At 68.4% G+C, this 12,653-nt stretch carries 15 protein-coding genes and 1 pseudogene; 13 read left to right on the top strand and 3 right to left on the bottom strand.

Annotated features, from left to right (window positions below; translation table 11 throughout):
* The first annotated feature begins 6 nt into the window (after positions 1-6).
* The 3 genes from rpsP to AC1RSK_RS04680 all read left to right on the top strand — a co-directional run bounded on the left by rpsP (position 7) and on the right by AC1RSK_RS04680 (position 1,696).
* Entirely contained in the window at positions 7-642 is a 636-nt protein-coding gene (gene rpsP / locus AC1RSK_RS04690) for a 30S ribosomal protein S16 (protein ID WP_492905984.1), read from the top strand.
* A 222-nt stretch (positions 643-864) separates the two neighbouring features.
* Entirely contained in the window at positions 865-1,401 is a 537-nt protein-coding gene (gene rimM / locus AC1RSK_RS04685) for a ribosome maturation factor RimM (RefSeq protein ID WP_492905982.1), read from the top strand.
* A gap of 55 nt (positions 1,402-1,456) precedes the next feature.
* Positions 1,457-1,696, top strand: coding sequence for a hypothetical protein (locus AC1RSK_RS04680; RefSeq protein ID WP_492905980.1), 240 nt, complete (start codon positions 1,457-1,459; stop codon positions 1,694-1,696).
* Between the two features lie 20 nt (positions 1,697-1,716).
* Here AC1RSK_RS04680 and AC1RSK_RS04675 read toward each other — a convergent pair whose 3' ends face one another.
* Entirely contained in the window at positions 1,717-2,574 is an 858-nt protein-coding gene (locus AC1RSK_RS04675) for an acyl-CoA thioesterase (protein WP_492905979.1), read from the bottom strand.
* Positions 2,575-2,645: 71 nt separating this feature from the next.
* Here AC1RSK_RS04675 and AC1RSK_RS04670 point away from each other — a divergent pair, with 71 nt between their 5' ends.
* The 3 genes from AC1RSK_RS04670 (at position 2,646) to rplS (ending at position 4,343) form a co-directional block, all read left to right on the top strand.
* A complete protein-coding gene (locus AC1RSK_RS04670; protein ID WP_492905977.1) occupies positions 2,646-3,020 on the top strand; it encodes a hypothetical protein in 375 nt (124 codons plus the stop codon).
* Positions 3,021-3,193: 173 nt separating this feature from the next.
* Positions 3,194-3,925: a tRNA (guanosine(37)-N1)-methyltransferase TrmD gene (gene trmD, locus AC1RSK_RS04665; protein ID WP_492905975.1), complete on the top strand. Its 732-nt coding sequence runs from the start codon at positions 3,194-3,196 to the stop codon at positions 3,923-3,925.
* Positions 3,926-3,938: 13 nt separating this feature from the next.
* Positions 3,939-4,343, top strand: coding sequence for a 50S ribosomal protein L19 (rplS, locus tag AC1RSK_RS04660; protein WP_492905973.1), 405 nt, complete (start codon positions 3,939-3,941; stop codon positions 4,341-4,343).
* 132 nt (positions 4,344-4,475) lie between these two features.
* On the opposite strand, the gene AC1RSK_RS04655 is transcribed toward rplS, so the two are convergent.
* Positions 4,476-6,296: a DUF885 domain-containing protein gene (locus tag AC1RSK_RS04655; RefSeq protein ID WP_492905971.1), complete on the bottom strand. Its 1,821-nt coding sequence runs from the start codon at positions 6,294-6,296 to the stop codon at positions 4,476-4,478.
* 185 nt (positions 6,297-6,481) lie between these two features.
* Between AC1RSK_RS04655 and leuC the strand changes: the two genes are divergently transcribed.
* The 6 genes from leuC to leuB all read left to right on the top strand — a co-directional run bounded on the left by leuC (position 6,482) and on the right by leuB (position 11,757).
* Positions 6,482-7,906 (top strand): 3-isopropylmalate dehydratase large subunit, encoded by a 1,425-nt coding sequence (gene leuC, locus AC1RSK_RS04650; RefSeq protein ID WP_492905969.1) that lies wholly within the window; start codon positions 6,482-6,484, stop codon positions 7,904-7,906.
* Positions 7,903-8,733, top strand: a complete 831-nt coding sequence (locus AC1RSK_RS04645; protein ID WP_492905967.1) for a VOC family protein — start codon at positions 7,903-7,905, stop codon at positions 8,731-8,733. Before leuC ends, AC1RSK_RS04645 begins: the two co-directional genes overlap by 4 nt.
* Positions 8,730-9,632 (top strand): hypothetical protein, encoded by a 903-nt coding sequence (locus tag AC1RSK_RS04640; RefSeq protein ID WP_492905965.1) that lies wholly within the window; start codon positions 8,730-8,732, stop codon positions 9,630-9,632. The genes AC1RSK_RS04645 and AC1RSK_RS04640 overlap by 4 nt, the downstream gene beginning before the upstream one ends.
* On the top strand, positions 9,629-10,237 hold the full coding sequence (gene leuD, locus AC1RSK_RS04635; protein ID WP_492905963.1) for a 3-isopropylmalate dehydratase small subunit: 609 nt from the start codon (positions 9,629-9,631) through the stop codon (positions 10,235-10,237). The genes AC1RSK_RS04640 and leuD overlap by 4 nt, the downstream gene beginning before the upstream one ends.
* Positions 10,238-10,534 (top strand): putative quinol monooxygenase, encoded by a 297-nt coding sequence (locus AC1RSK_RS04630; RefSeq protein ID WP_492905961.1) that lies wholly within the window; start codon positions 10,238-10,240, stop codon positions 10,532-10,534.
* Positions 10,535-10,704: 170 nt separating this feature from the next.
* Positions 10,705-11,757 carry a 3-isopropylmalate dehydrogenase gene (leuB, locus tag AC1RSK_RS04625; protein ID WP_492905959.1) on the top strand — a complete coding sequence of 351 codons (1,053 nt, stop codon included), beginning with the start codon at positions 10,705-10,707 and terminating at the stop codon, positions 11,755-11,757.
* 21 nt (positions 11,758-11,778) lie between these two features.
* Here leuB and AC1RSK_RS04620 read toward each other — a convergent pair.
* Positions 11,779-11,948: pseudogene (locus AC1RSK_RS04620) on the bottom strand (hypothetical protein); the annotation flags it as partial.
* On the opposite strand from AC1RSK_RS04620, the gene AC1RSK_RS04615 reads away from it, so the two are divergent.
* Positions 11,920-12,648 (top strand): EcsC family protein, encoded by a 729-nt coding sequence (locus AC1RSK_RS04615; protein WP_492905957.1) that lies wholly within the window; start codon positions 11,920-11,922, stop codon positions 12,646-12,648. The pseudogene AC1RSK_RS04620 and the gene AC1RSK_RS04615 sit on opposite strands and share 29 nt — an antisense overlap.
* Positions 12,649-12,653 lie beyond the last annotated feature (5 nt).

Genomic DNA, 12,653 nt, shown 5'->3' with positions numbered 1-12,653 from the left:
CCCGAAATGCTGAAGATTCGTCTGGCCCGTGGCGGCACCAAGAAGCGCCCCTACTACTCGATCGTCGTCGCGGACAGCCACTCGCCGCGCGATGGCCGTTTCATCGAGAAGGTCGGCACCTACAACCCGCTCCTCAAGAAGGACGACCCGGCCCGCACGACCCTGAAGCTGGAGTCGATCGAAGCCTGGATCAAGAAGGGCGCCCAGCCGACCGACCGCGTCGCCCGTTTCCTGGCCAAGGAAGGCCTGGTGAAGTGGGAGCACGGCAACAACCCGACCAAGGGCAAGCCGGGCAAGAAGGCCGAGGAACGTGTCGCAGAGCGCGCCAAGCGTGAAGAAGACCGCGCCGCCGCCGCCGCCGAACTGGCCGCCAACCCGCCGGCCCCCGAGCCGGAACCGGAAGTCGAAGCCCCGGTGGCTGAAGAAGCGCCGGCCGTCGAAGCCGCCGCTGAAGAAGCCGCTCCGGTTGAAGCCGCTGCTGAAGAAGCTGCTCCGGCTGCTGAAGAAGCTCCGGTCGAAGCCGCTGCCGAGGAAGCTCCGGCTGCCGAAGCCGCCGCCGAAGAAGCCCCCGCTGCTGAAGAGGCTCCGGCCGCTGAAGAAGCCCCGGCCGCCGACGCCGGCGAAGAAAAGGCCGAAGGCTAATGCTCAGGTCCCTTCTCCCGCTTGTCGGGAGAAGGTGGCCCCCGAAGGGGGTCGGATGAGGGCAGCACCGGCTCCGGCCGGGCTGTCCTTTTCCGTATCTGGACCACACCTTCAAAGGCTGGCGCTGCCCTCATCCGACCGCTTCGCGGCCACCTTCTCCCGACAAGCGGGAGAAGGACGCAGCTCTTGCCCTCCGCGCCCGTTTCCGTTCCAAGGCTCCCTATGAGTTCCAACCTCCTCCTCATCGGCCGGGTCGGCGGCGCCCATGGCGTGCGCGGCGAGGTGCGGATCGCCACCTTCACGGCCGACCCGCTGGCCCTGACCCAGTACAGGCATCTGAAGCGCGCCGACGGCTCGCCGGCCCTGACAATCACCTCGGCGCGCCTGTCCAAGGGCGGCGTCGTCGCCCGCGCCAAGGGCATCGACACCAAGGAACAGGCCGACGCCCTGCGCGGCCTGACCCTGCACATCGACCGCGCCGATCTGCCCGAACCGGACGAAGACGAGTTCTACCTGGCCGACCTCATCGGCCTCAGCGCCGTGACGCCCGAGGGCGAGCTGCTCGGCAAGGTCAAGTCGGTGCAGGACTTCGGGGCCGGCGACATCCTGGAAATCGACCCGGCGCAGGGCGGCCAGACCTGGTACCTCAGCTTCACCCGCGAGGCCGTCCCCACCGTCGACATCGCCGCCGGCAAGCTGACCGTCGTGCGTCCCACCGAGATCGAAGTGCGTCCCGAAGACGGCGAAGACGAAGCCTGAACCTCAATTGATTCAAATACTTGTTGAATATGTCTAGACATATTCGCCGCCTCGGATGGCCGCCGCCGCCGGCCCGCCCGAGGGTGTTGGTCGAGGCGGCGCGCTTTCGACCAACAATCCCAGCGCATCGACCAACACTTCGACCGACGCCGCGGGCGACATCCTCGCGGCCTCGACCCACGCCAAAGCCAACGCGGCATGGGTTTGCCCGGGATTTCAGCGCCCTTCAACCGACGACAGCTTTTTTTGTGGGTCGATCGGGCGGCGGTATAATGTCCGCCGCTTCGATAGCTGACCGCCGGGAGGCGAATGGCCCTAGGTCTTCACCCGCATCAGGCATTCCTGCGTCACCGAGGCGGCCAGCCGGCCGTCCTGGGTGTACATTTCGCCGCGGATGAAGCCCCGACCCTGCGAGGTGCTGGGGCAGTCCTGGTCGAACAGCAGCCAGTCGTTGAAGTCGACCGGCCGGTGGAACCACATGGCGTGGTCGAGACTGGCCGACTGCATGCCCGGCGTCTGCCAGGTCAGGCCGTGCACCCGGATCGCCGTCTCCATGAAGGCCATGTCCGAGGCATAGGCCAGGCAGGCCTGCTGCAGCCGGGGGTCCGGACCGATCGGGAACTTGGCCTTCATCCACACCTGTTTGCGCGGCGGCTTGGGCACGGGGTTGGCGAAGTTCTGCGGGTCGGGCCAGCGCACGTCGATGGGGCGCGGGCGCCGCATATGCGCGACCATGGCCGGCGGCAGGCTGCTGAGGTCCTGGGCCAGCATCCGCTCCAGGTCGGTCGGGATGGTCTCCGGGTCCGGCGCGGCCGGCATCGCCGACTGGTGCTCGTACCCCTCCTCGGCCACCTGGAAGGAGGCGGCGAGGTTGAAGATCTGCTTGCCGTTCTGGATGGCGATCACCCGGCGGGTGGTGAAGGTGCCGCCGTCGCGCGAGCGGTCGACCTCATAGAGCACCGGCATGCGCACATCGCCCGGCCGGATGAAGTAGGCGTGCAGCGAGTGGCAGACGCGGTTCTCGACCGTCTCATAGGCGGCCAGCAGCGCCTGGGCGATGACGAAGCCGCCGAAGATGCGGGGCATGCCGTCGTTGGGCGAGACGCCGCGGAACAGGTTCATCTCGATCGGTTCGAGCGCCAGGGTCTCGAGCAGGTTTTCAGTCTCTTCCATGGGTCGGTGCATAAGCTCCCCCAACGGGAGCGGCAAGTGACGTCGCCCCGGGCCGCTGCTAGGCTGGCCGCATGTTGATCGCGTCCGCCCTCTCCCTCGCCCTGATGTTCCAGTCCGGCTCCGGCCTCGCCTACGGCGAGGCCCTGGCCCGGGCCGACAAGTACAAGGACGACCCCAAGGCCCAGGAATGGCGCACCACGAAAATGGACCCCTTCCTGAAACCCAAGACCACGGCCCTGTTCGACCGCTGCTACTCCAGTTCGCTGCGGCGGCGGATGAGCTTCTCGCTGGTGGTCAGCTTCAAGGACGGCAAGTTCGACCGCGTCGACCGCGACAGTGAGGACCAGGTCGCCGTCTGCATGGCCGACGTCTTCGCCGAGTACCGCTGGCCAAGCCCGCCGCACCCGGACTTCGCCGAAAAGTTCAATCTGGACCTGGCGCCCTAATCCCCTCTCCCGATCATCCTCGCGAAGGCGAGGATCCATGCGGAGGCGGCCACAATCACCCGCCCGGGCAGCTTCCAGCGCCGTATGGATCCTCGCCTTCGCGAGGATAGTCGGTGGATGGGCGACGCCGCCCCTTCGACTCGACGGCCCGAAAGGTGTAGGGAGCCCGCCCCATGCCCTTCACCGCCACCGTCCTGACCATGTTCCCCGAGGCCTTCCCGGGCCCGCTGGGCGTCAGCCTGATCGGCACGGCCTGGCGGGAATTGGACCTGTGGCGCCTTGAAACAGTGGACATTCGGACCTTTTCCAAGGATAAGCGCGGCTTCCTCGACGACACCCCTGCGGGTGGCGGTCCTGGACAGGTGATGAAGGCGGACGTGATCGCGGCGGCGCTCGACAGTGTCGACACCGCGGGACGGCCGCTTTTGTGCATGAGCGCCCGGGGCAGGCCCCTGACCCAGGCGCGTGTGAGTGAGTGGGCCAGGGCGCCGGGGATTGTTGTCCTCTGCGGCCGGTTCGAGGGGGTGGACCAGCGGGTGCTCGATGCCCGGGGGTTCGAGGAGGTCTCCGTCGGAGACGCGGTCCTGGCCGGTGGCGAGGCGGCGGCGATGGTGGCGATCGAGGCCTGTGTGCGGCTGGTTCCGGGGGTTCTGGGCCAGGCGGACAGCCTCAAGGAAGAAAGCTTCGAGGACGGGCTCCTCGAGCATCCGCAGTTCACCAGACCGCGGACGTTCGAAGGGCTCGACATCCCCGAGGTGCTGCTGAGCGGCGACCACAAGCGGGTCGCGGCCTGGCGGCGGGAACAGAGAGAACTGACGACCCGCGAGCGACGGCCCGACCTCTGGTCAGCCCACCTCGCCAACTTACAGGCAAACGGCGCCCACAAGGGTAAGCCTCAGAAATAATTGGAGTAACGAGATGGCTGCGAACATTATCAAGGAACTGGAAAAGGAAGAGACCGCCCGTCTCGCCCAGCTCCGCAAGACCCCCGACTTCCAGGCCGGCGACACCCTGCGGGTGAACGTCAAGATCAAGGAAGGCGAACGCGAGCGCGTGCAGGCCTATGAAGGCGTCTGCATCGGCCGCCAGGGCGCCGGGCTCCACGAGAGCTTCACCGTCCGCAAGATCAGCTTCGGCGAAGGCGTCGAGCGGGTTTTCCCGATCATGTCGCCGATGATCGAAAGCATCGAAGTCAAGCGTCGCGGCGTCGTCCGTCGCGCCAAGCTCTACTACCTGCGCGACCGCCGCGGTAAGTCGGCCCGGATCGCCGAACGCGCCATGGGCGCCAAGAAGGAAGTGGTCGAGGCCGACGCCGGCGAATAAGCCGATCCTTCGGGTTGAATTGGAAAGGCCCCGCTGGAAACGGCGGGGCCTTTTCTTAAGGGCAGTTGCTCCCCCTCTCGGGGGAGCTGGCGGCGGCGCAGCCGCTGACTGAGGGGGTCCCCACGAACGCCGCTATTTCGCCCCGGCGATATACAGGTCCATCTGGCTCTCCAGCACGTCCAGCGGCAGGGCCCCGTCCTTCAGCACCACGTCGTGGAAGCCGCGGATGTCGAACTTCGCGCCCAAGGCCGCCTTCGCCTTGTCGCGCAGTTCGAGGATCTTCTGCTGGCCGACCATGTAGCTGGTCGCCTGGCCCGGCCAGCAGATGTAGCGCTCGATCTCCTTGACGATGTCACGCTCGCTGAGCAGCGAGTTCTGCTGAAAGAAGGCGATGCCCTGTTCGCGGGTCCACTTCTTGGCGTGCATGCCGGTGTCGGTGACCAGCCGCACGGCCCGCCAGGCCTCCAGCGAAAGCCGGCCGAAGTCGGAATAGGGGTCCTGGTAGAAGCCCATCTCCTTGCCCAGCCGCTCCGAATAGAGCCCCCAGCCCTCGATATAGGCGCCGTAGCCGCCGAACTTGCGGAACTTCGGCAGCCCCTCCAGTTCCTGGGCCAGGGCGATCTGGAAGTGATGCCCCGGCGCCCCCTCGTGGTAGGCGATGCCCTCGATCTGGGGTTTGAGCACCTGGGTCATGTCGGCCAGGTTGACGTAGAAGATGCCCGGCCGCGACCCGTCCGGGGTCGGGCGGTTGTAGAAGGCGACGGACGCCGTCCGCTCGCGCCAAGCCTCGACCGCCCGCACCTCCAGCGCCGCCTTGGGCAGGCGCAGGAAGTACTGCGGGGCCTTGGCCATAACCTGGGCGATGTAGCCCTTGGCGTCGGCCAGGTACTGGGCTTTGCCTTCCGGGGTGTTGGGGTACTGGTGGGCCGGGTCCGTCTTCAGGGCCTTGAAGAAGTCCTGCAGCGTGCCCTTGAACCCGACCTTGGCCATGATGGCCCGCATCTCGCCCTGCACCCGCTCGAGGTTCTTCAGCCCCAGCTGGTGGATCTGCTCGGCGGTCATGTCGGTGGTGGTCGAGACCTTCAGGCGGTAGGCGTAGAAGGCCTCGCCGTCAGGCAGCGACCAGGCGCCGTTGTTGCCCTTGGCCAGGGCCTGCACCTTCTTCTGCGCAGCCAGGAAGTGCTCGTAACCTTCCTTGAACGGGCCCAGCAACGCCGCCTTGCCCTCGGCCAGCAGGCGGTCCTTGTCGCCCTGCGGCGCAGCCAGCTTGCCGACCTTGGCCTTGAAGTCGGCCCAGACGGCGACGTCCTCGCCCTCGGTGAAGGGCGCCCCCTTGAGCACGTTGCGGGCGTCGGCGTCGACCGGATCGAAGGTGAAGGCCGGGGCGACAATGCCCTTGGCGGCCGACGTCTCGATGGCGGCGCTGACCTCGGTCATCACCCGGCGGGTTTCCTTCAGCCGGCTGATGTAAGCCTCGGCGTCGCCGATGCCGTCGATGCGGTGCTGGTTGATCAGGAAGACCGGAATCTCGCCGGCCGGGCTGCCGTTGGTCGTCGCCTGGTAGCCGTGGTCGCGCCAGCGCATCCCCTCGCGGGCCCGCATCACCTGCTGGTCGAACAGCTTCCAGGAGATCTGCGACTGGGGCCCCAGCTTGTCGTAGGCGAAGCCGGCCTTCATCCGCTTCAGCTGATCTTCGCTGAGAGCCAGGGCCTTGTCGGCGGCGGCGTCGGTGTAGTCGTCCAGCTTGCCATAGTCGGTCTTCATGCCCAGCGAGGTCATCGCCTCGGGGCTCAGCGCGATGGACTCGTCGAAGGCGGCGTCCAGGAAGGCGGTGAACTTTGCATCCACGCTGTCCTGGGCGAAGGCCGCCCCACCGAAGGAGACTTGGGCGAGCGGCCCCGCAAGGACAAGCCCGGCCAGGGCGAAGCGGCGGCTGATGATGAGTTGGGACACGCTGGAAACTCCCGCAAATTGAGGCGGGCTCAGTCTTCACGGTTCGCGGGCGGTGTCACCTGTCGGTTTTGTCATGATCCGGCGGCCGCAACTTCCTGCCCCGGCGCCACGCCGAACCATCGCTCTGACGCACTTTTGTTCCCCCGCACTGGACGGACCGCCCCCTCGCGTCCTACATCCCCGCCATGGCCGGCAAGACCCTCTATGACAAGATCTGGGACGCTCACGCCGTCGCCCAGGACGGCGGCGAGACAGTCCTCTACATCGACCTGCACCTCATCCATGAGGTGACGACGCCGCAGGCCTTCGCCGGCCTTCGCGCCGCCGGCCGCAAGGTGCGCCGGCCCGATCGCACGCTGGCGGTCGCCGACCACAATGTGCCGACCGTCGGCCAGGCGCTCGGCGTCGACGCCGTCGAGGACGAGGAGGCCCGGCTGCAGCTGCAGACGCTGGGCCGCAACGTCGCCGACAACGGCATCGAGTATTTCCAGATGGGCGACCCGCGCAACGGCATCGTCCATGTCGTCGGCCCCGAGCAGGGCCGCACCCAGCCGGGCATGACGGTCGTCTGCGGCGATTCCCACACCTCGACCCACGGCGCCTTCGGCGCGCTCGCGCAAGGGATTGGCACCAGTGAGGTCGAGCATGTGCTGGCGACCCAGACCCTGCGCCAGGCCAAGTCGAAGAACATGCGCGTCACCGTCGACGGCCAGTTGGGTCCCGGCGTCACCGCCAAGGACATGGCCCTGGCCATCATCGGCACGATCGGCACGGCCGGCGGCACCGGCTCGGTCATCGAGTTCGCCGGAGAGGCGGTCCGTAGCCTGTCGATGGAGGGCCGCATGACCCTCTGCAACCTGACCATCGAGGGCGGGGCCCGCGCCGGTCTGGTCGCGCCGGACGACAAGACCTTCGCCTATATCCAGGGCCGTCCGGCCGCGCCGAAGGGCGCCGCCTGGGACATGGCGGTCAGCTACTGGAAGAGCTTCTTCACCGACGAGGACGCCCACTTCGACCGCGAGGTCCGCCTCCAGGCCGAGGACATCGCCCCGACCGTGACCTGGGGCACCAGCCCCGAGGACACCGTGGCCGTCACCGGCGTCGTCCCCGACCCGGCCAGCTTCGCCACCGCCGACAAGCGCGCCTCGGCGGTGCGGGCCCTCGACTACATGGGCCTGACCGCCGGCCAGCCGATCACCGACGCCCGCGTCGACGTCGTCTTCATCGGCAGCTGCACCAACAGCCGCATCGAGGACCTGCGCGCCGCCGCCGCCGTCGCCCAGGCCGCCTTCCTGGAAGGCCGCATGGTGGCGCCGCACGTGCGGGCCATGGTCGTGCCGGGCTCCGGCCTGGTGCAGGAACAGGCCGAGTCCGAGGGCCTCGACGCCATCCTCAAGGCCGCCGGCTTCGAATGGCGCGAGCCGGGCTGTTCGATGTGCCTGGGCATGAATCCCGACCGCCTGACCCCCGGCCAGCGCTGCGCCTCGACCTCCAATCGCAACTTCGAAGGCCGCCAGGGCCGCGGCGGCCGCACCCACCTGATGAGCCCGGCCATGGCGGCGGCGGCGGCGATCGCCGGCCACATCGTCGACGTGCGGACCTTCCTGTGAGCATCACCGCGCTCGATCACATCGCGCTGGTCGTGCACGACCTCGACAGCGCGGTCGTCGGCTACACGAACCTGCTCGGCCGCGCCCCCGACTGGCGCGGGGCCAGCGGTCCCGTGCGCCACGCCTGGTTCCAGCTCGGCAACACCGCCCTCGACGTCATCGCCCCCGGCGACCAGGGGCCATCCGGCGCCTGGCTGGCCGCTCACGGCGAGGGCCTCTGGGGCCTGGCCTTCGCCAGCGACGACATCGAGGCCGAGCGCAAGCGGCTGGCCCGGCTGTCGATGCCCTCGACCGACACCTTCCCGATTCGCACCAAGTCGGAAGCCGGCGAAGCCCGCACCTGGCCGACCTCCATCCTCGACGCCGACGCCACCCACGGCGTCACCACCTTCCTGATCGGCGAGACGCCCGACTGGCCGGTCGCGCCGGCCGCCAGTGACGAGGCCGCCGCCGTCAGCGGCTTGGACCACGTCGTCGTCTCCACCCGCCACCCCAACCGCGCCGCCGCCCTCTACGGCGCGCGCCTGGGCCTCGACTTCAAGCTCGACCGCAGCAACGAGGCCTGGGGCACGCGGCTGATGTTCTTCAAGGTCGGCGACCTCGTCGTCGAGGTGGCCCACCCGCTGAAGAGCGAGCCCAACGACGCCCCCGACAGCCTGTGGGGCCTGTCCTGGCGCGTCCCCAACCTCGCCGCCGCCCATGGCCGCCTGGCCAAGACCTTCGCCGTCAGCGAGATGCGCGAGGGCCGCAAGCCCGGCACCCGCGTCTTCACCATCAAGGACGCCCCCGTCGGCGTGCCAACCCTGATCATTGGACCTGTATCGTGAACCGCGTTTTCGCCTGCCTGATCGCCGCCGCGGTCGCCCTCGCCCTGCCCTCCGTTTCGCTGGCCGGTCCGGACAAGACCTTCGAGCAGGCCATCGACCTGCCGACCGGAACGATCATCGATTTCCAGGTCGTCCGCACCCGCAGCGGCGCCAGCACGCCCGAGGCGTCGATGGCGTTTCGCTACCGCCAGAAGCTGACGATCACCGACGAGGGGTACCGGGTCGAACAGACCCTGCGCGAGCCCAGTCCCGACCAGCTTCCGGCCGAACTGCGCCTGCCGGTCGGCCATGGACTGGCCTATCTGACCGATGAATCCCTCGCGCCGGTGGAGATCGCCGACTGGGACAAGCTCCTGTCCGACACCATCGGAAACTTCGTGGGCAAGGACGACGCGGCGGGTCAGGCCAAGGTCCGCGCCATGTTCGCGCAGTACGACGGCGCCAGCGCCGCGCAGCTGTTCCTGAAGCCGCAGGTCTTTCTGGGCCAGATCCAGAATGCGGTGCTGACGCTCGGCGAAACCCAGACCTACGAGCGGGAGATGCAGATGCCGTTCGCGAAGGAACCAATCAAGGCGATCGGAACGGTCAAGCTGATCTCGCTCGACCAGGCAGCCGGCGAGGCCCGGATCGAATGGCGACAGGCCACCGATCCCGAGTCGCTGAACAAGGCCATGAAATCCATGATGAAGGAGCTGGCGCCGGCGGAGGTCCAGGCCCAGTTGGGCGCCATGGGCCTGCAGAACGAGAGCGGCTGCGACTACCTCATGGACCTGAAGACCGGCCTGGTGCGGCACGCCGAATGCACCATCACGGTCAAGGGCCGGACCGCCGGGTCCACCGAAACCACCGTCCAGGCGCTCGAGCGCTGGACCATCGACCAGAAGGTCATCAAGGAATGAAAGCCTTCACCCGCCTCGACGGCCGCGCCGCGCCGCTGCATCTGGCCAACGTCGACACCGACCAGATCATCCCCAAGCAGTTCCTCAAGACCGTCGAGCGCGAGGGGCTGGCCAAGGGTCTGTTCTACGACTTCCGCTTCGACGAGCAGGGCCGCGAGAAGACCGACTTCGTGCTAAACCGGCCGGAGTATAAGGGCGCCGCCGTGCTGATCGCCGGCGACAACTTTGGCTGCGGGTCGAGCCGTGAGCACGCCCCCTGGGCGCTGATGGATTTCGGCATCACTTGCGTGATCTCGTCCAGCTTCGCGGACATCTTCAAGAACAACTGCCTGAACAACGGCCTGCTGCCCGTCATCCTCAAGCCTGACGAGGTCGAGGCCCTGATGGACGAGGCCAAGGGCGGCAATCACGTCTTCACCGTCGACCTGGAAAGCCAGACCGTCACCGCCCCGTCGGGCGCGAAGTTCCACTTCGACATCGACCCCGACCGCAAGGACAAGCTGATGAAGGGCCTCGACGCCATCGGCGAGACCCTGCAGCACGCCGGCGACATCGACGTCTACGAGAGCCGGCGGGCGCTCAGCACCCCCTGGCTGGAGGCCTAGGTGGTCATCGTCATGGGCACAGTCCGCGTGGACCCGGACGCCATCGAGCGCCTGCGCCCGGCCATGGAGGCAATGATGGCCGCCAGCCGCGCCGAGGCCGGCTGCCTGACCTACGCCTACGCCCTGGACCTGCTGGAGCCTGGCCTGGTGCGGGTGTCGGAGCTGTGGACCGACGCGGCCTCGCTGGAGGCGCATATGAAGACCGCCCACATGGCGACCTGGCGCGCGGCGTTGACCGGCCAGGTTCTGGAACGCGACATCAAGCTGTATGAAAGCGGCGATGGAGAGTCGTTCTGAGCCGACCAGACCTCATCCCTCCCCTTTATGGGGAGGGTGGCGCGCGGCGCCGGGTGGGGAAGTCGGCCCCATCCCCAACGCCTTGTGATTTCACCCCAATTCCCCACCCTGGCGGCTGCGCCGCCTGTCCCTCCCCATAAAGGGGAGGGAGTGCTCAATCAGGCCCCCCCATGACCACCCTCCTCCTCCTCCCCGGTGACGGCATCGGCCCCGAGGTCACCGCCCAGGTCACCCGCGTCGCCGCCGCCCTGACGCCCGACATCACCCTCGATGAACGCGACTTCGGCGGCGTCTCCTACGATCGCCATGGCGTGCCGATCACCGATGAGGCCGTCGCCGCCGCCCTGGCCGCTGATGCCGTGCTGATGGGCGCGGTCGGCGGGCCCAAATGGGCCGGCGTCGCCCGCCAGCATCGCCCCGAGGCCGGCCTCCTTCGCCTGCGCAAGGAGATGCAGGTGTTCGCCAACCTGCGCCCGGCCCTCTGCTTCGACGCCCTGGCCGACGCCTCCAGCCTCAAGCGCGAGCTGGTCGCCGGCCTCGACATCATGATCGTCCGCGAGCTGACCGGCGGCGTCTACTTCGGCGAGCCGCGCGGCATCGAGGTTCTCGCGGACGGCCAGAAGCGCGGCTTCGACACCCAGGTCTACACGACCAGCGAGATCGAACGCGTCTCCCGCGTCGCCTTCGAACTGGCCCGGGGCCGCCGCAACAAGGTGCACAGCGCCGAGAAGTCCAACGTCATGGAGTCGGGCCTGCTCTGGCGCGAGGTCGTCACCGACCTGCACAGACGCGACTACGCCGACGTCCAGCTGGAGCACATCCTGGCCGACAACGCCGCCATGCAGCTGGTCCGCGCGCCGACCCAGTTCGACGTCCTGCTGACCGACAACCTGTTCGGCGACATCCTGTCAGACGCCGCCGCCCAGCTGACCGGCTCGCTCGGCATGCTGCCCAGCGCCGCCCTTGGCGAGCCCGGTCGCCCGGGCCTCTACGAGCCCATCCACGGCTCGGCGCCGGACATCGCCGGCCAGGGCGTCGCCAACCCGCTGGCCGCCATCCTGTCGTTCGAGATGGCCCTGCGCTGGAGCCTGAACCGGTCCGCCGAGGCCGACCGCCTCTACAAGGCCGTCGAGGCCGCCCTGGCCGCTGGGGCCCGCACCCGTGACCTCGGCGGTGGTTTGTCCACGGTGGAAATGGGCGATGCGGTCCTCAAGGCGTTGTAGGCAGATGCATTTCCAACATCCGTCATCCCGGACGCCCCGCAGGGGCGATCCGGGACCCAGGAGGGACGGAGTGGAGGACGCGCGGCTGCCGACAATCTGCCGCTCGCCCCTGGGTCCCGGCTCTTCGCTGCGCTACGGCCGGGATGACGGAGGGGGGTGCTAGTGGCGAGATTGGACGCGCATGAGGAGATCGCCCTCGCCGAACTGGAAGCCTGGCGGGCCAAGCTGGCCAAGCCGCCGGGGCCGATGGACCGCGCCGCCCGCAACATGCAGACGACGGTCAACAACCTGATCCCCGAACAGGTCCACGGCGCCATCACCAAGGTCATCGAGGGCCTGACCCGCACCATCCTGACCGGCTCGGACCTGACCACCGCCAAGCCGCTGGTCAATGCCTCGCTCGGGGCCCGCGAGGGCCTGGTCCGCCAGCGCATCGCCGCCTACCGCACCATGGCGGCGGCCGAGGGCGGCGTCGCCGGGGCCGGCGGCTTCCTGCTGGCGGCGGCCGACTTCCCGGTGCTGATCGGCTTCAAGATCAAGCTGCTGTTCGAGATCGCCGCCCTCTACGGCCACGACGGCGAGAGCTGGGACGAGCGGCTCTACATCCTGTCGATCTTCCAGCTGGCCTTCTCCGGCGCCGACCATCGCCAGGCCGTGCTCCACACCCTGGAGACCTGGGACCAGGGCCAGCGCCCGGCCTCGCCCAACGACTTCGACTGGCGCACCTTCCAGCAGCAGTACCGCGACTACATCGATCTCGCGAAACTGGCCCAGCTGATCCCGGTCATCGGCGCCCCGGTCGGCGCCTTCGTCAACTTCCGCCTGCTCGACCAGCTGGGGATGGTGGCGATGAACGCCTATCGCATGCGGTGGCTGCGCGAGCGGGGGTGACCTCG

This window comes from Caulobacter sp. GW821-FHT11A05, assembly GCF_058809015.1.
Note: the sequence above shows the minus strand (reverse complement) of the source record. Positions and strands in the feature narration are given on the sequence as shown.

What these genes read in the sequence shown, in the direction of transcription:
- rimM (WP_492905982.1), top strand. Translation starts at nt 865, where the DNA reads ATGAGTTCCAACCTCCTCCTCATCGGCCGGGTCGGCGGCGCCCATGGC.
- leuD (WP_492905963.1), top strand. Translation starts at nt 9,629, where the DNA reads ATGAAAGCCTTCACCCGCCTCGACGGCCGCGCCGCGCCGCTGCATCTG.
- leuC (WP_492905969.1), top strand. Translation starts at nt 6,482, where the DNA reads ATGGCCGGCAAGACCCTCTATGACAAGATCTGGGACGCTCACGCCGTC.
- leuB (WP_492905959.1), top strand. Translation starts at nt 10,705, where the DNA reads ATGACCACCCTCCTCCTCCTCCCCGGTGACGGCATCGGCCCCGAGGTC.
- trmD (WP_492905975.1), top strand. Translation starts at nt 3,194, where the DNA reads ATGCCCTTCACCGCCACCGTCCTGACCATGTTCCCCGAGGCCTTCCCG.
- AC1RSK_RS04675 (WP_492905979.1), bottom strand. Translation starts at nt 2,574, where the DNA reads ATGGAAGAGACTGAAAACCTGCTCGAGACCCTGGCGCTCGAACCGATC.
- rpsP (WP_492905984.1), top strand. Translation starts at nt 7, where the DNA reads ATGCTGAAGATTCGTCTGGCCCGTGGCGGCACCAAGAAGCGCCCCTAC.
- rplS (WP_492905973.1), top strand. Translation starts at nt 3,939, where the DNA reads ATGGCTGCGAACATTATCAAGGAACTGGAAAAGGAAGAGACCGCCCGT.
- AC1RSK_RS04670 (WP_492905977.1), top strand. Translation starts at nt 2,646, where the DNA reads ATGTTGATCGCGTCCGCCCTCTCCCTCGCCCTGATGTTCCAGTCCGGC.
- AC1RSK_RS04680 (WP_492905980.1), top strand. Translation starts at nt 1,457, where the DNA reads ATGGCCGCCGCCGCCGGCCCGCCCGAGGGTGTTGGTCGAGGCGGCGCG.